Source organism: Streptomyces sp. DG2A-72, from assembly GCF_030499575.1.
In the GTDB taxonomy this organism is placed as follows: domain Bacteria; phylum Actinomycetota; class Actinomycetes; order Streptomycetales; family Streptomycetaceae; genus Streptomyces.
This window is the reverse complement of record NZ_JASTLC010000001.1, coordinates 6,663,620-6,683,885: the sequence shown is the minus strand read 5'-3', so window position 1 is coordinate 6,683,885 and position 20,266 is coordinate 6,663,620. Positions and strand designations below refer to the sequence as shown.

The 20,266-nt window shown below is 71.0% G+C and carries 19 protein-coding genes; 6 read left to right on the top strand and 13 right to left on the bottom strand.

Translation table 11 applies throughout. The annotated features are described in order from the left end of the window. Window positions 1-22: 22 nt before the first annotated feature. On the bottom strand, window positions 23-1,126 hold the full coding sequence (locus tag QQY66_RS31820) for a hypothetical protein (protein ID WP_301983749.1): 1,104 nt from the start codon (window positions 1,124-1,126) through the stop codon (window positions 23-25). Between the two features lie 86 nt (window positions 1,127-1,212). Here QQY66_RS31820 and QQY66_RS31815 point away from each other — a divergent pair, with 86 nt between their 5' ends. After that, window positions 1,213-3,879: a hypothetical protein gene (locus QQY66_RS31815; RefSeq protein ID WP_301983748.1), complete on the top strand. Its 2,667-nt coding sequence runs from the start codon at window positions 1,213-1,215 to the stop codon at window positions 3,877-3,879. Between the two features lie 26 nt (window positions 3,880-3,905). Here the strand turns inward: QQY66_RS31815 and QQY66_RS31810 are convergent, their stop codons facing one another. From QQY66_RS31810 to QQY66_RS31775, 8 genes are all read right to left on the bottom strand, one after another. Continuing rightward, window positions 3,906-6,581 (bottom strand): SpoIIE family protein phosphatase, encoded by a 2,676-nt coding sequence (locus QQY66_RS31810; protein ID WP_301983747.1) that lies wholly within the window; start codon window positions 6,579-6,581, stop codon window positions 3,906-3,908. A 249-nt stretch (window positions 6,582-6,830) separates the two neighbouring features. Beyond that, the gene (locus tag QQY66_RS31805; protein WP_301983746.1) at window positions 6,831-7,259 is read right to left on the bottom strand and encodes an ATP-binding protein; all 429 of its coding nucleotides are present in this window, start codon (window positions 7,257-7,259) and stop codon (window positions 6,831-6,833) included. Between the two features lie 192 nt (window positions 7,260-7,451). After that, window positions 7,452-7,850 (bottom strand): (deoxy)nucleoside triphosphate pyrophosphohydrolase, encoded by a 399-nt coding sequence (locus QQY66_RS31800; RefSeq protein WP_301983745.1) that lies wholly within the window; start codon window positions 7,848-7,850, stop codon window positions 7,452-7,454. A 27-nt stretch (window positions 7,851-7,877) separates the two neighbouring features. Continuing rightward, the gene (locus tag QQY66_RS31795) at window positions 7,878-8,069 is read right to left on the bottom strand and encodes an SPOR domain-containing protein (RefSeq protein WP_301983744.1); all 192 of its coding nucleotides are present in this window, start codon (window positions 8,067-8,069) and stop codon (window positions 7,878-7,880) included. Between the two features lie 329 nt (window positions 8,070-8,398). Continuing rightward, window positions 8,399-9,151, bottom strand: a complete 753-nt coding sequence (locus tag QQY66_RS31790; protein ID WP_301983743.1) for a GntR family transcriptional regulator — start codon at window positions 9,149-9,151, stop codon at window positions 8,399-8,401. Window positions 9,152-9,298: 147 nt separating this feature from the next. Next, the gene (locus QQY66_RS31785; protein ID WP_301983742.1) at window positions 9,299-10,474 is read right to left on the bottom strand and encodes a DUF4190 domain-containing protein; all 1,176 of its coding nucleotides are present in this window, start codon (window positions 10,472-10,474) and stop codon (window positions 9,299-9,301) included. A 112-nt stretch (window positions 10,475-10,586) separates the two neighbouring features. Further along, a complete protein-coding gene (locus tag QQY66_RS31780; RefSeq protein ID WP_301983741.1) occupies window positions 10,587-12,149 on the bottom strand; it encodes a S8 family peptidase in 1,563 nt (520 codons plus the stop codon). 244 nt (window positions 12,150-12,393) lie between these two features. Next, window positions 12,394-13,224 (bottom strand): oxidoreductase, encoded by an 831-nt coding sequence (locus tag QQY66_RS31775; protein ID WP_301983740.1) that lies wholly within the window; start codon window positions 13,222-13,224, stop codon window positions 12,394-12,396. Between the two features lie 119 nt (window positions 13,225-13,343). Between QQY66_RS31775 and QQY66_RS31770 the strand changes: the two genes are divergently transcribed. Further along, the gene (locus tag QQY66_RS31770) at window positions 13,344-14,249 is read left to right on the top strand and encodes a LysR family transcriptional regulator (RefSeq protein ID WP_301983739.1); all 906 of its coding nucleotides are present in this window, start codon (window positions 13,344-13,346) and stop codon (window positions 14,247-14,249) included. 89 nt (window positions 14,250-14,338) lie between these two features. Here the strand turns inward: QQY66_RS31770 and QQY66_RS31765 are convergent, their stop codons facing one another. Genes QQY66_RS31765 through QQY66_RS31750 form a run of 4 tightly spaced genes read right to left on the bottom strand, consistent with a single transcriptional unit; the run spans window position 14,339 to window position 17,213 of the window. Next, on the bottom strand, window positions 14,339-14,761 hold the full coding sequence (locus QQY66_RS31765) for a hypothetical protein (protein ID WP_301983738.1): 423 nt from the start codon (window positions 14,759-14,761) through the stop codon (window positions 14,339-14,341). Next, window positions 14,761-15,348, bottom strand: a complete 588-nt coding sequence (locus QQY66_RS31760) for an ArsR family transcriptional regulator (protein ID WP_301983737.1) — start codon at window positions 15,346-15,348, stop codon at window positions 14,761-14,763. Before QQY66_RS31760 ends, QQY66_RS31765 begins: the two co-directional genes overlap by 1 nt. Window positions 15,349-15,406: 58 nt before the next feature. Next, window positions 15,407-16,156: an ABC transporter permease gene (locus tag QQY66_RS31755; RefSeq protein WP_301983736.1), complete on the bottom strand. Its 750-nt coding sequence runs from the start codon at window positions 16,154-16,156 to the stop codon at window positions 15,407-15,409. Window positions 16,157-16,187: 31 nt separating this feature from the next. Continuing rightward, on the bottom strand, window positions 16,188-17,213 hold the full coding sequence (locus QQY66_RS31750) for an ABC transporter substrate-binding protein (RefSeq protein WP_301983735.1): 1,026 nt from the start codon (window positions 17,211-17,213) through the stop codon (window positions 16,188-16,190). Window positions 17,214-17,463: 250 nt separating this feature from the next. Between QQY66_RS31750 and QQY66_RS31745 the strand changes: the two genes are divergently transcribed. From QQY66_RS31745 to QQY66_RS31730, 4 genes are all read left to right on the top strand, one after another. Further along, the gene (locus QQY66_RS31745; protein WP_301983734.1) at window positions 17,464-18,249 is read left to right on the top strand and encodes an ABC transporter ATP-binding protein; all 786 of its coding nucleotides are present in this window, start codon (window positions 17,464-17,466) and stop codon (window positions 18,247-18,249) included. After that, window positions 18,246-19,208 carry an LLM class F420-dependent oxidoreductase gene (locus QQY66_RS31740; RefSeq protein ID WP_301983733.1) on the top strand — a complete coding sequence of 321 codons (963 nt, stop codon included), beginning with the start codon at window positions 18,246-18,248 and terminating at the stop codon, window positions 19,206-19,208. The genes QQY66_RS31745 and QQY66_RS31740 overlap by 4 nt, the downstream gene beginning before the upstream one ends. A 234-nt stretch (window positions 19,209-19,442) precedes the next feature. Beyond that, complete coding sequence (locus QQY66_RS31735) at window positions 19,443-19,709, top strand: type II toxin-antitoxin system Phd/YefM family antitoxin (RefSeq protein WP_301983732.1); 267 nt, start codon at window positions 19,443-19,445, stop codon at window positions 19,707-19,709. After that, window positions 19,702-19,965: a type II toxin-antitoxin system RelE/ParE family toxin gene (locus tag QQY66_RS31730; protein WP_301983731.1), complete on the top strand. Its 264-nt coding sequence runs from the start codon at window positions 19,702-19,704 to the stop codon at window positions 19,963-19,965. The genes QQY66_RS31735 and QQY66_RS31730 overlap by 8 nt, the downstream gene beginning before the upstream one ends. The last annotated feature ends 301 nt before the right edge of the window (window positions 19,966-20,266 follow it).

The window sequence follows — 20,266 nt, the reverse complement described above, 5'->3', positions numbered from 1 at the left end:
TTAAGTCAAAGGAAGATGCTGGTCAAGGCTTTGCCACCCAGGCAACCCGGTACGCCGTCCAGTCATCCGCGGTCGCCGCGAAGTCGACGTAGAGCGCCACGCCGAAGTTGCGGCGGTCCGCATCCGTGCGGGACAGACCGAGGCGGACACCGCGTACGGCGGCGGGCACGGTCTCGGCGTGGGCCCAGTGGCCGAACCGGTTCTCGTGGAAGAACGGCAGGCCCATCAGGAGGTCGGTGGTGGGCGGGGTGACCTCCAGGGCGAGGGAGGTCTGCTGGGCGACATAGCCGCCGTAGGTGCTCTGCAGCGGCTGCATGGTGTCGTACGACATGACGGCGATCTGGTCGACGCGGCGGGCCACCTGGCCGAAGAACTTCTGCGACCACCACTTGGGGTGGCCGGTGGTCGTGCCCCAGAAGGAGTGGAAGCCGGGGAGCGGGTCGATCTGGTGGGCGGCGACGGAGAGGGGCGCGTTCTGGGCGCTCGTGACGCGGTGCAGGGCGTCGAGGAGCGTGAGGTAGTTGCCGTCGTCCGAGTGGAGGGGCTCCAGGTCGAAGTGGACGCCGTCGAAGCCGGCCGCGAGGATCTGGCGGGTCGAGCCGACGACCGCCGCGCGCGTCTCCGGTCGCTCGAGCCGCATGCCGTCGGGGCTCTCGGTGGCCAGCACGTCGCCGAGCCAGGCCTGCACCCGGATGCCGGGCATCTCCTTGTGCACCGCGTCGATGAACCAACGCGCCCTCGGGTACGACGACTCCGGCAGCGTTCCGTCGTGTTCCAGGGGGCCCGCGTGGACGTAGAGGTCCCTGATGCCGGTGGTGTCGAGTTGCCGGGCCAGCGCGGTCACGTCGGCGTCCTTCTTACGGCCGTCCACCCAGGCGTGACCGAGCCAGATCGCGTCGCGGTTGCGGGTGTGGGTGCCGGGGGCCATGTCGCCGGTGTGGTTGATGTAGAGGGCTGTTTCGGCGGCGAGGGTGGGAAGGAGGATGAGCAGGAGGACGGCCAGGACGGTGCGACGGGCACGGCGGAGCCATTTGTTCCCACCCGCACCACGCGTGCCGCTTTCGTCGTCGAGTGCGGGTGGCCCCTGTGGCGGGACCTGACCATCGGCGGCTGTCGGTTCGTCCATCCCCGTATCCCCTCCCTCATCGAAGCCCCACCCCACCCGACGTCCCCCGCTCGCGCGCCCGCATAACCGGTCATACGCTCCGAAATGTGACGTCATCCTTGATCCGGGACCGGCAGCGGCGTGCCGCCGTGCGGGTGGCGCATGCCGGGCTGGGCGGTGCGGCCGGGCTGGTGTGGCTTGTGTTGCCGGGGATGACGATCAGTGCCGATGATCCGGTTCCGGCGGTCCGGACGGGGACGGTCGTGCAGGCGGCGCATGCATCGCAGGTATCGCAGGAAGAGGACGAGACGTCCACCGCCGACCTCGTGCTGCCGCTCGTCGCGGCGAGTGCGGCAGTCGCGCTGGCCGGGTACGCGTATCTACGACGGACAAGGCGGACGCGTACACGGACGACGCCCGGCGGCGTCCCCGTCATCGTCCCACCGCCGCCCCTCGCCGAACTCGACGAGCGTGCACGGGCGTTGCTGGTCGAGGCCGATGACTGTGTCCGCACCAGCCGTGAGGAACTCGGGTTCGCTCAGGCCCTGTTCGGTACGGCGGCCGTGGCGCCCTTCGCGCGGGCCGTGCGGGACGCGGAGGGTGAGCTGTCGGCCGCCTTCCGGATGCGACAGCAGTACGACGACGGAGTCCCGGCCGACGGGGCGTCCCGGCGGCATGCGCTCGCCGGGATCGTCGGGCGGTGCCAGGAGGCGGGGCGGAGGCTGGACGCGGAGGCGGCCGGGTTCGATCAACTCCGTGGCCTGGAGCAGGGCGTGGGCGAGGCGCTGGAGGTCGCGGAGAGCCGGTTCCGGGAGCTGGCGGGCCGCACGGCTGCCGTGCAGGCCACCCTCGCGGACCTCGGCAAGCGGTACGCCCATACCGCGACCGCCGCCGTCACCGGTCACGTAGAACAGGCCAAGGACCGCCTCGTGTTCGCCACGTCCCGCCTCAACGAGGCCCACCAGGCCGCCGACTCCGGCGAGACAGACCGCGCGGCACGGCACCTACGCGCCGCCGAGAGCGCCATCGCCCAGGCCACGGCCTTCCTCGCCACCATCGCCCGCCTGGCCCACCACCTCACCGAGGCCGCGACCATCGTCCCGGCCGCCCTCACCGGCGCGGAGGTGGAGCTCGCGGCGGCGCGGGGGTGGCTGGCGGAGGCGGGGGGTGAGATGGGGCCGACGGGCGAGGGCGGGGGCAGGGCGGAGACTGAGCCGGGCAGCGGGACGGACAGGGGGCCTGGCGGCTGGGCAGGCGGGGCGTCCGGCGGCCGGGCAGGCGGCATCAGCACGTCGGCCGATGACGGGGCGGGCGAGGCTCCGGACGGTGAGGCGGGCGGACCAGGCTCGCCAGACAACGGCGGAACCAACAGCCCACCCTCACCCACCGACGGCGACACCGACAAGGCACCACACGGCGAGGCGGGCGGACCAGGCCCGCCAGACAACAGCGGAACCAACAGCCCACCCTCACCCACCGACAGCGACACCGACAAGGCACCACACGGTGAAGCGGACGGACCAGGCCCCCCAGACAACGGCGAAACCAACAGCCCACCCTCACCCACCGACAGCGACACCGACAAGGCACCACACGGTGAAGCGGACGGACCAGGCCCCCCAGACAACAGCGGAACCAACAGCCCACCCTCACCCACCGACAGCGACACCGACAAGGCACCACACGGTGAAGCGGACGGACCAGGCCCCCCAGACAACGGCGAAACCAACAGCCCACCCTCACCCACCGACAGCGACACCGACAAGGCACCACACGGTGAAGCGGACGGACCAGGCCCCCCAGACAACGGCGAAACCAACAGCCCACCCTCACCCACCGACAGCGACACCGACAAGGCACCACACGGTGAAGCGGACGGACCAGGCCCCCCAGACAACGGCGAAACCGACAGCCCACCCTCACCCACCGACAGCGACGCCGACAAGGCACCGCACGGTGAGGCGGGCGGGCCGGGCTTGCCGTCCGGTCGCGGGGCGGGCAGGGTGCAGCAACGCGGCCCGGGCAGCCCGAGGGCGCCGAGCGGCGGCGGAACAGGCAGCGTCGGGTCGCCGGGCGGCCGTGGTGTCGGTGCCCCGGGGGCCATTTCGGGGCTTTCCGTTGAACCGGCGGGCGGGCTTTCCGGGATGCCCGTCGGGGAGTTGCGGGCGCGGATTCGGCATGCTGATGGCGTGCTGGCCGGCGTACGGGAAGAGGTGATCGGTGGGTCGTACGATCCGCTCGATGCTCTGCGGCGGATCGTGCGGGCGGTCGTGGCGGTGGAGTCGGGGCGGGCGGGGGTGTTGCCGACGGCTGCACTACTCGCCGCGCGGGACTCGGTCGGGCTTGCGGACGGGTTTGTGTTGACGCACCGGGGTGCGGTGGGCGGTGAGGCCCGGACGCGGCTGGCGGAGGCGGAGCGGTTGCTCGCGGCGGGGCCGGAGGAGCGTGCGGCGGCCGGGCTGCGAGCGCGGGCCGGCGTGGACCGGCCGATGGACCAGCGGCATGCGCCTGCCGTGGGGCGGATGCCGGCGGCCACGCGCACGGTGACCGGCGATCGCGTCACGGCCGACACCCTCGCCCGGCACGCCCACGCACTCGCCGAGCAGGACGTCCGTGTGCACGGCAACCCGCTCGCCGCAGCCGCGGAACAGCAAATGGGCGTCGGCGGGGCCGTCCTCGGCGGGATTCTGCTGGGCGGTGCCCCGGACGGCGGCCCACCCGCGAGCTTCGGCGGACCTCGCACCCGGGCCCGCCGAGGCGGCACAGCCACGTGAACCGCGCGCCCCGCCGAGCCGACCCCTCAGAACAAGCTCAGCAACGCCTCCGCCGGATCCGTCAGCCCCGTTTCGCCGTCCGGCAGCGGGAGTTCGAACCAGACCGTCTTGCCGCGCGGGGTGCGCCGCGAGCCCCAGGCGGCCGAGAGGAGGCCCACGAGCTGGAGGCCACGGCCACCCTCGTCCGTGTCGCGGGCGCGGCGGCGGCGGGGCTGGACCAGGCCGGAGTCCCAGACCTCGCAGACGAGGGTGCGGTCCAGGAGGAGCCGTAGCCTGATCTCGCCTTCGCCGTAGCGCAGCGCGTTGGTGACCAGTTCGCTCACCAGCAGCTCGGCCGTGTCGACCAGCGGCTCCAGGTCCCAGCTCAGCAGCTGCCCGCGCGCGTACTCGCGGGCGCGTCCGACGCTGCGGGGCTCGCGGGGGAGCGTCCAGTCGCCGACGGAATCGGCCGGCAGACCCTGGACCCGGGCCATCAACAACGCGATGTCGTCCTCGCCGTGGTGGGTGTCGAGGGTGTTGAGGACGTGGTCGCAGACGTCCTCCAGGGGTTCGGAGGGGTCCGTCAGCGCGCCCACGAAGGCTTGCAGGCCCTCGTCCAGGGGATGATCGCGGGATTCGACCAGTCCATCCGTGTAGAGCGCCAACAGCGCGCCTTCGGGTAGTTCGACCTCCACCTCCTCGAAGGGCTCCCCGCCGACGCCCAGCGGCATGCCCGGCGGCACGTCCAGCATCAGCGCGTCCTCGCCGGGCTCGACCAGGACGGGCGGCAGATGGCCCGCGTTCGCGAAGGTGCACCGGCGCGTCACGGAGTCGTAGACCGCGTACACGCACGTCGCCAGGTACACCTCGGACAGGTCCGCCTCACGCGGGCGGCGCGCCGCGCGGGTCGCCTGCTGGACGCCGCCCGGCGCCCCGAGGCCCCGCGCGATCTCGTCCAACGCGGAGAGAACCTCCGCCGGTTCGAGGTCCAGCAGCGCCAAGGTGCGGACCGCGGACCGGAGTTCACCCATCGCCACGGCCGCCCTGAGCCCGCGTCCCATCACGTCCCCGACCACCAACGCCGTACGGTGGCCCGGCAGTTCGATGACGTCGAACCAGTCGCCGCCCACCTCGCTGGGCCGGTCGGCGGAGGAGTTGCCGGGCAGATAGCGGCAGGCGATGTCGAGGCCGGCGGCCACCGGGTCGCCCGGCGGGAGCAGGGACCGCTGCAGTATCAGGGCCCGTTCGTGCTCACGGCGGTACAGCCGCGCGTTGTCGATGCAGACCGCCGCCCGCGCCGCCAGCTCCACCGCCAGATCCCGGTCCCGGTCACCGAACGGCTCGCTGCCCTTCGTACGGGAGAACTGCGCGAGTCCTACGACGGTGTCGTGGGCGACCATCGGGACGGCGAACGTGGACTGGACGAGGCCGCCCTCCTCGGGCTGGACGCGCTGCGGCTTGGCGGTGCGCAGGGCGTCCGCGCAAGGGGAGTTGAAGGGGTAGTGGTGGACGGCGCCGACGGCGACCTGTGTGCCGCCGCCGAGAAACGGCGCGTCGGAGACCGCGCTGGCGAAGGCGACCCGGCGCAGCGCCGCGCTGCCGTCGGCGAGCCCGGGCGGGGTCTCGTCGCCGGCCAGCAGGCCCTGGTAGAGGTCGACGGTCGCCAGGTCGCAGAAGCCGGGGACGACGACGTCGAGGAGTTCGCGGGCCGTGGTCTCCAGGTCGAGGGAGTTGCCGATCCGGGCGCCCGCTTCATTGAGGAGGGCGAGATTGCGCCGGGCGGCGGCGGCCTCGCGGGCGGCGGCGCGACGGGCGGTGATGTCGGTTCCGAGCCAGGCGATGCCGATGGGACGACCGGTGCCGCTGTGCACGCGATAGAGGTTGATGGACCAGTGGCGGCGCTCGTCGGAGCCCGGCAGAAAGCCCGTGACATGCATGTCCGTGATGGTCTCGCCGGTCTCCAGGACTCGGCGCAGCACCGCGGTGACCCGTTCGGCCTCCGGCCGGGTCAGATAGTCGTGGACGCCACGGCCGCGGTGGTCGTCCGGGGTGCCACCGAAGGTGGAGGCGAACCGGTGGTTGGCGCGGCGAACCCGCAGGTCGGGGTCGATGAGCAGAAAGCCGAACGGAGATTGACCGAAAATCGACTGCGAGGCGGCGAGGTCGGTCTCGATCCGGCGCAGGGTGCGGACGTCGACGACGATGCAGACCGCGGCCTTCTCACCGTCCTCGGTGCGCGTCGGCATGACATAGACCTCGGCGAGGGCCTCGCCGCCCTCTCCATCGGCCGTGTCCGCCTTCCGGAAGGGGATCACACCGGTCCACTCCCGGCCGTCGAGGATCTCCGCCATCTTCCGCTGGCCCTGCTCACGCAGGTCGGGGTCGACGAACGCCTCGATGGGGTCCATGCCGAGGGCCCGCTCGGCGGGGATGCCGAAAAGCTGCTGGGCGCGCAGGCTCCACTGGTCGACGAGGCCGTCGGCACCGATGGAGAAGGACGCGACCTTGATGTAGTCGTAGATGGAGCCGGGCGGACTGCTCTGCCACATGGCATCACCGGGGGGTGTGTCGGCGGACGGCACAGCGCCGGAAGACCCGTCGTCGCCGGGCCGCCCGGCGCCGGAGGCTCTCGTCGCGTCGGCCGCGACGGCAGCCGCGGCTCCCGTCCTCGCGCCGCCCGACGGGTCCTTGGACTCCGTGGCCTTCGCTGGTATCTCGCTCACGCGAACCGTCCCCTCCAGCTCACCGCGCCCGGCACCGGTCACCGGGGGCGGCTGCCCGCAGTATCCAGCACTACGGCGCCACCTGACACGGTGTTCACGATCACAGCACGGTCCCGACGGTTTTCGGTCCGGACTGCGACAACACTTCCAGTCTTCTAACCAGCGGACACGTCGTCGAATCACGCGACGGGACAACCGCCACCGGCCTGAACCAGTCACCGGTCAGTGCGTCCGCGGCCATACACCCGGTCAGCCCGGTACCGCCAGTTCGAACCACACCGTCTTGCCCGCCTCGCCGGGCCGGGTCCCCCAGCGGCGCGAGGAGTGGGCGACGAGCTGGAGCCCGCGCCCGCTCTCGTCCTCGGGCCGGGCCTCACGCTCGCGCGGCGGGTCCGGGAGCGGGTCGGAGACCTCGACCAGCAGGACGTCCCGCACATCGGCGGGGCGGACAAGCCGTACGCCGATGGGGCCGGTGGCATGCCGCAGGGAGTTGGTGACCAGCTCGCTGACCAAGAGGGCGGTGATGTCGGCGACGCTCTCCAGCTCCCACGCGTGCAGCCTGGCGCGGACGGCGGCACGGGCGGCGCGTACGGCGCCGGGGTCCGCGGGAAAGGTCCACTCGGCGCAGTCGCCATCGGTGTCGATCACGCCGATCACTTCCCAGGCCAGCAAGCCCACGCACGTCCAGTTTCGTGGGGTTAATGGGCACATACCCGATATCGCGCCACCAGTACCGCTCCCGGCGGCGCACTGTGGCACGAACGGCGTATGTGGGGTGTGGGGCGTGCCTGAGAGCTCGGGGGGTGATGTTGTCGTGCGGGTGCAGGTCCGTGAGGGCTGGTCGCGCAGTTCCCCGCGCCCCTTGCGGGGCTACCTCAGTCGAGCCTCGATCTCCTGCACCGCCGGTACGTCCTCGTCCAGCCACGGGACGTCCCAGAGCTCGGCCGCAGTCAGCCAGCGCAGTTCGTCGTGGTCCTGGAGGGGCTTGGGGTCTGGGGAGCCCGGCAGCAGGCGGGCGGTCCACACCTGGAGGACGTACGGGGGTTTTAGGGGCCACTGGCCCGGCACGCGGTCGACCGTCTCCGTCTCGGCGCCCAGTTCCTCGCGCAGCTCCCGGATCAGGGCCGCTTCTGGGGTCTCGCCCGGTTCTACCTTGCCGCCCGGCAGTTCCCAGCGTCCGGCCAGTTCGGGGGGTGCGCTGCGGCGGGCAGCCAGTAGGCGGCCGGCGTCGAGGAGTGCCGCCCCCACGACCACGATCGGTTGCGTCATGTGCGGGAGCCTACGGGAGGCGCCTGCTCAGTCGGTCGCGCCCGATCCGTTCTGCCCGATGCGCTCGACCCAGTAGAGCTGCTTGTGTCCGCGGGTGTCGAGGCTGTCGGCGATCTTCTGGGCCTCGGCCCGGGTCGCGTACCGGCCCACGCGGTAGCGATTGCCGTTGTCGTCCTGCCGTATGACGAGCCAGGGAAGAGTGATCGTGCTGTCGTTCATTCCGCCCCACTGCTCCTTCCCGCCCACGACCGCACGAGTCCCGCCCGCGGCCTGTGCCGTGCCCCACCCGCTAAGGAAACCGCAATCCGCATATGCCTGAGCCTACGCCTAACCTTTACGCAGCGAATACGGCTTTTCACAAAGAGGTACGCAACCAGCCAAGACATAGGGGGCGCACGACGGCGAGTGCGCCGTGCGGACGTGTTCGCGCATCCGGTCAGCGACTTGCCGCACCTGCTGGGGCGACCTGCGAGAACGACCGGATTCCAGCGCCGGGCGGACCGGCGCCCGTTGGGCGGGGGCCGGTCCAACTGCCGTGACGGCGTGCGCTACTTCACAGGAAGGTGATAGGCGACCCGGTAGCGGTCGGCCGGGACGACCACGTCGGCCGTCTCCACGGGGCGGCCCGAGGCGTAGTACGTGCGCGAGACGACCAGGACGACATGGCCGGGGACGCCGCCGAGAGCGAGCAACTCCTCGGCGAGACCCGGACGCGCGCCGACCTCCTCCGTCACGTTGTCCACGATCACGTCGATGGCGGACATGCGCTCGACGACGCCCATGCCGCCGAGGGGTCCCTCCTCGGGCAGCATCACGGGGGTGCGGCCGGTGACGGCCAGCGGCTCCCAGGAGGTGGACAGCATCATCGCCTCGCCGGCCTCCCGGAAGACGTACTTGGTGCACATCACGCGGTCCCCGGGCTGGATGGCGAGCCGCTCGGCGACGGCACGGCTCGCCTCGGCCTGCCGGCTGCTGGACTCCCAGGTGCCGCGCGCCTCGCCGTCGGCCTGCTCCTGCCGGAACGGCGTGGCACCTCCGGCGGGCCGGAATCCGGAGCGGGCGATACGGCGGGGCACGGGCCGCTCGCGCACATACGTCCCGGAGCCGGAGCGGCCCTCGACCAGGCCCTCGGCCATCAGCACCTTGCGCGCCTCCAGGGCGACCGTGTCCGAGACGCCGTACTCCTCGCGGATCCTGGCCTGCGACGGGAGGCGGGTGTGCGGGGGCAGTGAGCCGTCGACGATCTTCTTGCGGAGATCACCCGCGACACGCAGGTACGCCGGCTGCTCACCGAATGTCACTGGCCGCTCCCATCAGGTTGTACAGACAGCAACAGCGTGGCAACCGTGGGTTGTCCGGTGCAAGCGAAGGCCAGAGAATCACTCGATGTGATGACTTGCCTGTCGGGAGGGCTTTACGCAGGCACTTTCTCCCCGCTATGGCCGCGATCACACCTCGATCCCGGCGTCCCCTCCCCCGCTGTCCGAGCCGCCGTCGTCGTAGTCGTACGAGGGCACGGTCGTGGCCAGTCCCAGAGCCTCGCGCGCGGTGACCGACTGCTCCGGGGCGGTGAGTGCGTAGCCCTCGTCGTAGTGCTCGTAGAAGGCTTCCACGTCGGTGGCCCCGGCGGCAGCGGCCCACTCCTTCCGGGCGGCCTCCAGGTTCTTGATGAGCTCTCTGACCGGCGTCCTGGCGTCGGCGGGCCACGGGTGGTCGCGGAGCATCCCGGCCTGCTTCGTCAGCGCGTCCGCGACGCGTTCCGCCCACTCCTTGTGGCCCGGCAGGTCGTCCTCGACGTACTCCTCCGCGGGAGCGGAGTCCATGGCGGTGTTGAGGACGTCCGCCGCCTTCAGATAGGTGATCTGGTCGTCGTCGAGTGTCGTCGCGTCGTTGCGCAGCGAGCCCCTCAGGCTGCTGTTGCCGTCCGTGTGGCCGAACACGCAGGTGATCTCGTGGTCGCCGAGCCGCCAGCTCTCTCGGGTCGGGGTGAGGTAGTAGACGTCGACGGTGTCGGGCACGGCCCAGGCGTCCATCGCGTAACTGTCCTGGAGGGCATAGCACTTGTCGTCCGCGACCTGGGAGACCTTGTCGTCGCCCGGATAGGAGCCGCCGGGCATCTCCACGGCCGCGAACACCTCGCCGTCGTGCCGGCCGGTGCAGGGCACGGACTCGACGTCGTAGGTGAAGCCCTCGAGACCGCCGGGCGAGTTGAAGCAATCGCCCTTCGCCAGCGAGAGGCTCGAGTCGTCGCGCACGCCCTCCTTGAAGCCCTCCCAGAACTCGGACGCGGCCCCGGTCGCCAACGACAGCGCCCACAACGCCAGTCCGACCGAGGACAGCACCGATCCGGCGACCGCCATGCCCTTCCCGCGCTCGCCCCGCCGTCTGATCTGGCTCAGCGCGATCAGCCCGAGGACCAGCCCCACGCCCGGCATGAAGCAGAGCAGCCCGGTGACCAGCGACCCGATGGCGACACCGTTGACCGGCGCCGGGCGGTTGAACGGGTGGTAGCCCTGACCCCAGGGCTGGTACGGCATCCCGTAGTACGGGCCCTGCTGATACTGCGGGTACTGCCCGTAGGGCTCCTGCGGCTGGTGGGGCCCGGGGGGCGGAGGTATGGACACGGGTACCGTGCTCCTGGTTCAGGCGGCGGCGCGATGCGGGACTGATGCTGCGCGCATCGTAAGCACGCCTTCCGCGCACCGCACCGCCGCCTGCTGCTTCACAGGTGCTTGATCAGAACTGCAGTGCCCAGGCGTCGATCCGCCCGGTGTCGATCGCCGCGTTGTCGCTGACCCGCAGCTTCCACGATCCGTTCGCGACCTCCGAGGAGGCGTTGACGGAGTACGTGGTGTCGATGTTGTCCGAACTGCCGCCGGTGCCGTACGCCTTGAGGGTGTACGCCGTGCCGTCGGGGGCGATCAGCTGGACCTGGAGGTCGCCGATGTACGTGTGGACGATGTGGACCTCGACGGCCAGGGCCGAAGGCGCGTTGCCGGTGACGCCGGAGACGGTCAGCGGGGACTCGACGGTGGCGTTGTCGCTGATCGTGTAGTCGCCGGTGTTGTCGAAGCGCGGGCCCGGAGGAGTCGTCGTACCGCCGCCGACGTTGAGGAGGCGGTTGGGCGAGCCCGTGCCGGGGCTGGTGACGACTCCGGTCGAGGAGGCGTTCACCAGGGCCGCGGACACCTGGGCGGGCGTGGCCGTGGGGTTGTCGGCCAGATGGAGCGCCGCCGCTCCGGCGACGTGCGGGGCCGCCATCGACGTACCGGAGATGGTGTTGGTGGCCGTGTCGCTGGTGCGCCAGGCCGAGGTGATGGACGAGCCCGGGGCGAACAGGTCCAGGACCGAACCGAAGTTGGAATAGCTCGCCTTGGCGTCGGACGAGGTCGTGGCGCCGACGGTGATCGCCTCCGTCACGCGCGCGGGGGACCTGGTGGAGGCGTTGACGGACTCGTTGCCTGCCGCGACGGCGAAGGTGATGCCGGAGGCGACGGCATTGCGTACGGCGGTGTCGAGAGCGGTGTCGACGGGGCCGCCGAGGGACATGTTGGCGACGGCCGGCTTGACGGCGTTGCGGGCGACCCAGTCGATACCGGCGACGACCTGGGCGGTGGTGCCCTGACCGGAGTTGTTCAGCACGCGGACGCCGACGACGTTCGCCTTCTTGGCGACGCCGTAGGCGCTCCCCGCGACCGTGCCGGCGACGTGGGTGCCGTGGCCGTGGCCGTCCTGGGCGACGTTGTCGTTGTCTATGGCGTCGTAGCCGTTGGCGGCGCGACCGCCGAAGTCGCTGTGGCTGATGCGCACGCCGGTGTCGATGACGTACGCCGTCACGCCGGTCCCGGCCGAATCCGGGTAGGTGTAGCTGCTGCCCAGCGGGAGCGTCTTCTGGTCGATGCGGTCCAGGCCCCAGGAGGGCGGGTTGGGCTGGGTCGCCTCGATGCTGAAGGTGCGGTTCTGGACGACGGAGGCGACGGCCGGGTCGGCGGCGAGACGTTTCGCCTCGGTCTCGGAGGCCTCGATCGCATAGCCGTTCAGGGCCTTGGTGTACGTGCGCTCGATGTCGGCGCCGTACTCCTGGGCGAGCGCCTTGCCCTGGGCGGAGCCCGCCCGGGTGTCGGCCTTCAGCGTCACGATGTAGCTGTCGGCGACGGCGCCCGCGGCGCCTTCGTACTGGATACGGCCTTCGGGAGCGGCCGCGGCGGGGAGGGCGGAGACGAGGCCGGCGGCGAGTGCCGCGGTGGCTGCCAGGCTGATCGCGGCAAGTCTTCGCCGGGTCTGACGCATCACTGCCATCTGAGGGATCCTCCTCAATCGGTGGTGCGTTGGTGGGGGGGTGGTGCGGGTGTGCACGAAGCCGAGGCGCGTGGACATGATCATGTCAATTCCAATGCCGCGCCTGTGCGTCAGCCGAAAGATTGCGGCTTCCACAGGAATTGCACAAGCCCTGTGCACGGACGTAACAGACCTGCCATACACGAAGCGTGGCTCTCCGTGCCGCCCGGACCTGGCCCCCACCGCCGGCCCTTGACGGTCCCCGTCAGTCGTCGAACGCCGTGGCCCGGGTCTGCTTCTCCCACGCGGCGACGTCCTGCCGGACCTGGTCGAGGTGGTCCAGGACCGCGCTGACGCCGTCTTCGCCGAGGGGGAGCCGCAGCGGGGTGTGCTCGGCGTCCAGGGCGGCGCGGATGAGGGCCGCCGCCTTCGCCGGGTCGCCGGCCTGGGTGCCGTCACCGCCGGCGACGAAACCGCGGGTCTGCTCCACCTTGGAGTACAGGCCGGTGTCCGAGCTGACCCCGGCCCGGCTGGGGTCGAACAGCGCGGTGCGGAAGGAGCCGGGCTCGACGATCAGCACCTTGATGCCGTACTCCGCGACCTCGTCCGCGAGCCCTTCGGACAGCCCTTCCAGCGCGAACTTCGTTCCGCTGTACGCCGAGAAGCCCGCGAAGGACATCTGCCCGCCCATGCTGCTCATCTGCACGATCGCACCGGAGCGCCGCTCGCGCATACCCGGCAGCACCGCGCGCGTGAGGGCGACGGGCCCGAAGACATGCACCTCGAACAGGTCGCGCAGCTCGTCCTCGGTGGTCTCCTCGAAGGCACCGACATGCGTCCGCCCCGCGTTGTTGACCAGGACGTCGATCCGCCCGTGGCGCGCCAGCACATCCTGTACGGCGGCTTCCGCGGCGCCCGTGTCGGCGACGTCGAGCCGGAGCGCCTCCACCTGGTCGGGGTGCGCGGCGACGAGGTCGGCCAGGCCCTCGGGGCGCCGGGCCACGCCCACGACCACGTCCCCCGCGGCCACCGCCGCCTCGGCGATCGCCCGTCCGAACCCACTGGTCGCGCCGGTCACCAGCCACACCTTGTTCATGGCCCCTCCTGGTTCATGAGCATGAGCTGAGCCTTACCGGATCCGTCACTGCATCCGTCGTTCTGCTTCAAGCTTGTGCGCTTTCCCAGTGGCGCGTCCAAGACCCTTCGTGATAGCCGATGGTTATGGCGACTTTGGACGTACACGGCCGCGACTTGCGCTACTTCGTGACGGTGGCCGACGAACTGCACTTCACGCGCGCCGCCGAGCGGCTGTACGTCTCCCAGCCCGCGCTGAGCAAGCAGATCCGGGCGCTGGAACGGCAGTTGGGGGTGGAGCTGCTGCGCCGGGACCGGCAGGGCGTGGCGCTGACCGCGGCGGGCGAGGCGCTGCTGGCACCGGCCCGGCGGGTGCTCGCGGCGTGGGAGGAGGCCGCGGCGGCGGTGGAGCGGGCCAGGGCGGTCCACCGCTCCACGCTGACCGTGGGGATGAGCACCAGCCCGGGCCGCGGCGGTCTGCTCCCGGCGATCCGCTCCCGCTTCACGGCCGCCCACCCGGAGACGGCCCTGCGGGTGCGGCAGGTCAGCTGGGAGGACCCCACGGCGGGCCTCGCGGACGGCTCGGTGGACGTCGCCTTCGTCTGGCTGCCACTGCCCGACGCCGAGCGCTACGGGTGGACGGTGCTCGCGGAGGAGCCCCGCCTGGTCGCCCTCCCCGACACCCACCCGCTCGCCGCCCGCACCGGCCTCACCTTCACCGACCTCCTCGACGAGCCCTTCCTCGCCCTCCCCCGCAGCGCCGGCGTCCTGCGCGACCACTGGCTCGCCCTCGACGCCCGCGCCGGCCGCCCACCCCGCATCGGCGCGGAGATCGCCGGCACCGAGGAGACGTACGAGGCCCTGGTCGCGGGCCTCGGCATCTGCCTGATCGCCGAGGGGAACGCCCCTCTGATCACCCTGGGCGGCGTCATCACCCGGCCGGTGCGGGGACTGTCCCCCAGCCGCTACGCCCTGGCGTGGCGACGGGAGGACGAGGAGCTGCCGTTGGTGCGGGGGTATGCGCGGGCGTGCCGGGGGATGACCTGAGGCGGTTCGGCAGCGCCCTAAGGGGCGCGGGGAACTGCGCGACCAGCCACGACGGCGCCGCAGCCGACCGACGGCACATCGCGGCACTATCAGCGGAGCGCCTTCGTCAGGTCGGCATCGACTTCCTCCGAGGTCACGGTCGGAGCCTGCGTGGACCGGTATTCGACTTCGTTGCACCGGGCCCGCATGCGGTTGAAGGGGCGCAGGGTGGCTCCGAGCGGCGGGCCGAGCTGCGCTCGCAGGGCCTCGTAGATGACGAGGTGGCCGCCCCGGCTGGTGGCACGCAGCCCCTGGTTCTGCAGTACCGCCGCCAGCGCTCTGCGAGCCGCGTCATAGGCGAGGGTGTACGCGCCCTCCGGGTCCCTGGCCGCCAGCTGCCGTGCAGAGCCGACATGGACACGGGCGCGGACCAGTTCCGCTTCGGCGGCCTGCCGGGACGCGGGGACGCGCTCGAGCCGCCCGCTGCCGAGGAGCGCGTCGATCGTCGACCGCCCTTGATTCCAGCTCGCCACTACGCCTCCACGTCGAGGTTCAGCTCGACCAGCGGGCGTTCGCGGACGCTGGTGAGGAACGGATCGTCCGTGGGCGCTTGCCACGCCTCGGCGGAGACCCGATGGACGTTGACCTCGCGGCGGAGCCTACGGGAGACGTCCTCGGCGAGATCGAAGAGGGCGTCGGGGTCGGGGTCGCCCACCGCCAGCACATCCACATCGGCGGGCGGCGGCCCCGGCTCGCCGTTGTACCGGGCGGCCCAGGAACCGTAGATATAGGCCCGCCGGACTCCTTCGAGTCCCGCCAGCGCTTCGGTGAGCAGGGGCAGGGGGCCGAACGAGACGGACATCAGGTCGCTCAGCGGACCGTACAGCGGGGTGTCCGTACGGGCCCTGACGAGGCGGCTGCGCCCCACTTTCCGCTCGGCGAGGATCCCGCCGCCGGTCAGCCGGTCGACCTCGCGCAGGACAGCGGTGGGCGTCACTCCGACGTCGGCGGCCAGCTCGGTGATGCTGTACTCGCGTTCCGGGTGCAGCAGCACGAGCGCGAGCAGTTCGCCCTGCGTCCGGGAGCGGAGGATGGGGAGCAGACTCGGCGATACTTTCATTGGGCGCAGGATATCGTGCGCCCAATGAAAGTAACAGTCGGTCACGGGTTGAGCTCCATCAGCTGCGCGAGGTGGTTTCCCTGACCCAGGGCAGCGCGAACCGTTCCAGCAGCACCAGGGCGAAGTAGAGCAGGATGCTCATCAGCCCGATCAGGATGATCGCCGCCCAGGCGGTGGCCGTGTCGCCCACTCCTCCGGCCTGCACGATCAGATAGCCAAGGCCGGTCTCACCGGCCTGGAACTCACCGATGACCGCGCCGATCGCGGCGAGCGGCATGGCGACCTTCAGCCCGACGAAGATCTGCGGCAGCGCCGCGGGCAGCCGTACCTTGCGGAACGCCTGCCAGCGCGAGGCGTCCAGCGAGCGCGCCAGCTCGGCCAGGTCCGCCGGGGTCGAGGTGAGGCCGGTCGCGGTGGACAGCACGATCGGGAAGAAGCAGAGCAGGAAGACCATGGTGAGGACCGGCTTCTGCCCCCAGCCGAGCGCCCCCACCAGCAGCGGCCCGAGCGCGATCTTCGGCACCGCGTTGACGGCGACCAGGAGCGGCGTGAACATCCGCTCCAGGACCCGCGAGGCGGCCAGCGACAGTCCGATGACCACCGCGCAGACACTGGAGAGCACGAACCCGACCACCGTCTCCAGCATGGTGTCGCCGGTGTGGTCCAGGAACCGGGCCGGGGCCGCGGCGAACGCCGAGAGCACGGCACCGGGCGGAGGCAGCACGGCCGGGTGGATCACCTCCAGCACCGACGTGAGCAGCCACCACGCGCCGAGCGCGACCAGCAGCCCGGCGAAGGGGAGCAGCACGGCGCCGGCGCTCGTCCCCTGGCCGGTGCGATCAGGCTTTCGGAACGAGGTCGAAGTCGATGATCTGTTCAGGGGTCATCCCTTCCGGCAGCGCATCCGCGTCCTCCAGGAGCGCGATGCTCTTCGCGACCCGCCCGGAGTCCACCGTCCCAGGCGTCGTGCCGGAACCCTCCGGCCTGACGTACGCGGCCATCAGCTCCAACTCGGCTGCCGCGGCGGCCGGATTCGTGGCGTCCACGTTCCGTTTCAGGATCTCGGCGGCCTCCTTCGAGTTCGCCAGGCTGTACTCCAGGCCCTTGAGCAGCGCGGCCGTGAACCTCTTCACCATCTCCGGCTCCCGCTCGGCGAGCTTCTTGGACGTGATCAGCACGTTTCCGTAGAGATCGGGGATCACATCGCTGTACGGGAGCAGGACAGGCTTCTTCTTGGTCACCGCCTCGATGGTCGGCTCACCCACCACGAACTGGCCGATGCCGTCCACCGCGCCGCTGGCGAGCGTGCCCATCAGGGTCTGTGCGTCGCCGTTGACCCAGGTCACCTTGGCCGCGTCCACTCCGGCCAGCCGGGCGTACGTAGGGAAGAGGTTGCGCACGACCGAGCCGGGCGTGTCGGCCAGCCGCTTGCCCTCCAGGTCCTTGGGCGCGGTGATGCCGTTGCCCTCGGTGGAGGCGATCGCGGCCATGGTGCGCTGCTGGATGGCGGCCACCGCGACGAAGTCCTTCGCCTGGCCGCTGCCCAGGTTCAGCAGACCGCCCGTCAGGTCGATCGGGCCGAACTGCGCCTGACCGCTCACGACGGCCGGGATCACGCCGCCGGTGCCCTGGCCCGGCTTGATCTGCACGTCGAAGCCGGCCTCTTCGAAGTACCCCTTGTCCTTGGCGACCCAGGCGTACGCGTCCCGGCCGAAGTTGCCGAACGAGGTCAGGTAGGTCACCTTCCGCGGTGCCTTGGCGTCCGCGTCATCACCGTCGTCGGAGTCCGAGCCGCCGCACCCTGACACCAGGGCCAGCACCGTGGCCAGGGCCACCGCGGCGGTCGTACGAGCGAAGCTGTTCATGCGCACAGTGAGGTCCTTTCCGACCGCTGGAGGGCATGACACTTCGTGCGGGCAACAGCGTACGAGAGCTGGGCAATTGTGGGACCGGGCGTGCGGGATTCACCGGATTCACCGGATTCACCGGATTCACCGGCAGAACGACAGGTACCGCCGAGCGGCCTGTCCCCGGTAGCCTGACCAGGCGTCACGAACCGGCCGGCATTGCGATCGCCAGGCATAGTGCGATCGCCGGGGATGGGGAGACCGCCGGATGATCAGACTCACCGGTGTGTCCCGGAGCTTCACCAGCCGGTCCGGTTCGACGGTGGCGCTCCAGGGCATCGACCTGCACATCGCCGAGGGTGAGTTCGTGGCGGTGGTGGGGCGGTCCGGGTGCGGCAAGTCCACCCTGCTGCGGCTGATCGCCGGGCTGCTGCCGGTCACCGAGGGCGAGATCACCATCGGCGGGGAGCGGGTCACCGGAGCCCGGCGGGATGTCGCCATGCTGTTCCAGCGGCCGGCCCTGCTGCCGTGGCGGTCCGCCCTCGACAACGTCCTGCTGCCCGTGGAGATCTTCGGCTGGAACAAGGCCGAACACCGCGACCGGGCGTATCGGCTGCTGGAGACGGCCGGGCTGAGCGGCTTCGAGAAGCACCGGCCGCACGAGCTCTCCGGCGGGATGCAGCAACGTGTCTCACTGTGCCGGTCGTTGATGGGCGAGCCCCGGGTGCTGCTCATGGACGAGCCGTTCTCCGCACTCGACGCGCTGACCCGCGCGGAACTCGCGGTGGAGCTGCAACGCGTCCACATCGAGAGCTCCGCCACCGTCGTCTTCGTCACCCACTCGATAGACGAGGCCGTGCTGCTCGCCGACCGGGTGGTGGTGCTCACCCCGCGTCCGGGCCGGATCCGCAAGATCGTCGACATCGGCATCCCCCGGCCGAGGACGCTGGGCCGTACCGCGTATCTCGACGAAGCGGCCCGGTGCACCGCCGGTCTGCATGAGCTGCTGATGGAGCGGGACGTGCCCACGCCGGCCGAAACGGAGGGGCGATGACCCTGCGGATCTGCGTCTTCACCGAGCCGCACCGCGGCGCCGACTACGACGACCAGCTGCGCTTCGTACGGCTCGTCGAAGCCGGCGGGTTCGAGGGCTTCTTCCGGGCCGACCACTACCAGGCGATGGGCGCCGATCCCGGGCTGCCCGGCCCCACCGACGCCTGGCTCACGCTGGCCGCGCTCGCCCGGGAGACCTCCCGGATCCGGCTCGGCACCCTGGTCACCTCGGCCACCTTCCGGCTGCCCGGCCCGCTCGCCGTGATGGTGGCGCAGGTCGACCACATGAGCGGCGGGCGGGTCGAACTCGGCCTCGGCGCCGGGTGGTACGAACGGGAGCACACCTCGTACGGCATTCCCTTCCCGCCCGTCCGGGAGCGCTTCGACCGGCTCAAGGAGCAGCTGGCGGTGATCACGGGACTGTGGCGGACGCCGGTTGGCGAGAGCTTCAACTACCGCGGCAACTACTACCGACTACTCGACGCGCCCGCCTTGCCGAAGCCCGTGCAGACGCCGGCCCCGCCGATCATCGTCGGGGGCCGCGGCCCCAAGCGCACCCCGGAGCTGGCCGCCCGGTACGCCGACGAGTTCAACATGCCCTTCAAGTCGGTGGCCGAGACGGCGCGGGCGTACCGGCGGGTCGCCGAGGCCTGCGAACGGACCGGCCGGGGCCATGCCGGCCGGCCACCGCTGGTGCTCTCGGCCGGGGTCGTGGCCGCGATCGGCCGTAACGACGCGGAGGCACAGCGGCGGGCCGCCCCGCTGCACGTCAAGAGCGCGCTGCCACCGGAGGACCCGGTGATCGGATCTCCGGCCCAACTCGTGGAGCGGCTCGGCGAGTTCTCCGCGATCGGCACGGGCCGGATCCATCTGCGTCTGACCGACTTCAGCGACCTCGACCACCTGGAACTCATCGCGGGTGAGGTGCTCCCGCAGCTGGACCCCATGCCCCGTGTATAGGGCTCCGCATGGGGGCAGCGGGCGAAGGGCGCGCTGTGCTTGCTCGGCGGAGTGGTCGTACTGGCACTTCTGTGGTGGTGCTGGTGCTGCTTCGCCTGGCCGGGCAACGTGGTGCGCGCCGATTCGGGCGCGATGTGAGCTTCTCGGGTAAGCGCAGCCTGAAAGCCCAGGCGACCCCACACATGCAGAGCCCCGCCCATTGTGTACACATGGGACGGTGTGTACCCTTGGTGCATGACGCAGATGCCCATAGAGTCCATCCGCGACGTCCGCGCACATCTGGCCGAGGTGGTCGAGCGGGCCGACCGCGATGACGTGCCCACCGTGATCACCCGCCGCGGCAAGCAGGTCGCCGCCGTCGTGTCGATCGAGACGCTGCGCAAGTACCAGGAGTGGGAAGAGCGCGAGATCAACCGAATCATCGACGAGCGCATGGCGAACAGAGCTGCCGGCGTCCCCATTGAGGACGTCATGAGGGAGACGCTGGCACGCAGTGAGTGAGTACCGCACCGTCTTCCGGCCCGAGGCTCAGGCTGAGCTCCGAAAGATTCCCCGTGACACGGCGCTGCGCATCCTGGCCAAGCTGACCGAGCTTGAAACGGATCCCTTCGGCTTCAATACCACCGCACTCGTATCCCAGCCCGACAGGCGTCGCCTCCGGTTCGGCGACTACCGAGTGATCTACACCGTCGACAACGGCGAACTGGTGGTGTGGGTGGTCCATGTCGGGCATCGATCCACGGTCTACGACAGCTGATAAACCCTGACACCGGGTCAGGAAATCCAGCACCGATCCAGCACGGGATCGACGCAGGGCCGGGCTCATGACAGCCCGGCCCTTACTGATCTGCATGTTTGCCAGACCAGCGACGTGGTGTTATCTCATCCGATCTCAGACGTTGAAGCGGAATGTCTGAGCCTCGATCCTGACCTGCGGCGGAGCCCCGCGCAGGGCCCTGACCTGGGGGTTCTTCGTTGGCATGCGTTGGCTCCCGACGGCCGTTTACGGGTTTCCTGCGGACTGGCTGCGGACTGGCCGGGGGATCCGAGGCGGCGAA

Coding starts and splice junctions, on each gene's coding strand:
- QQY66_RS31780 (WP_301983741.1), bottom strand. CDS start 12,149: ATGGCAGTGATGCGTCAGACCCGGCGAAGACTTGCCGCGATCAGCCTG.
- QQY66_RS31750 (WP_301983735.1), bottom strand. CDS start 17,213: ATGAACAGCTTCGCTCGTACGACCGCCGCGGTGGCCCTGGCCACGGTG.
- QQY66_RS31800 (WP_301983745.1), bottom strand. CDS start 7,850: ATGACGCAACCGATCGTGGTCGTGGGGGCGGCACTCCTCGACGCCGGC.
- QQY66_RS31745 (WP_301983734.1), top strand. CDS start 17,464: ATGATCAGACTCACCGGTGTGTCCCGGAGCTTCACCAGCCGGTCCGGT.
- QQY66_RS31820 (WP_301983749.1), bottom strand. CDS start 1,126: ATGGACGAACCGACAGCCGCCGATGGTCAGGTCCCGCCACAGGGGCCA.
- QQY66_RS31795 (WP_301983744.1), bottom strand. CDS start 8,069: ATGAACGACAGCACGATCACTCTTCCCTGGCTCGTCATACGGCAGGAC.
- QQY66_RS31735 (WP_301983732.1), top strand. CDS start 19,443: ATGACGCAGATGCCCATAGAGTCCATCCGCGACGTCCGCGCACATCTG.
- QQY66_RS31775 (WP_301983740.1), bottom strand. CDS start 13,224: ATGAACAAGGTGTGGCTGGTGACCGGCGCGACCAGTGGGTTCGGACGG.
- QQY66_RS31770 (WP_301983739.1), top strand. CDS start 13,344: ATGGTTATGGCGACTTTGGACGTACACGGCCGCGACTTGCGCTACTTC.
- QQY66_RS31760 (WP_301983737.1), bottom strand. CDS start 15,348: ATGAAAGTATCGCCGAGTCTGCTCCCCATCCTCCGCTCCCGGACGCAG.
- QQY66_RS31740 (WP_301983733.1), top strand. CDS start 18,246: ATGACCCTGCGGATCTGCGTCTTCACCGAGCCGCACCGCGGCGCCGAC.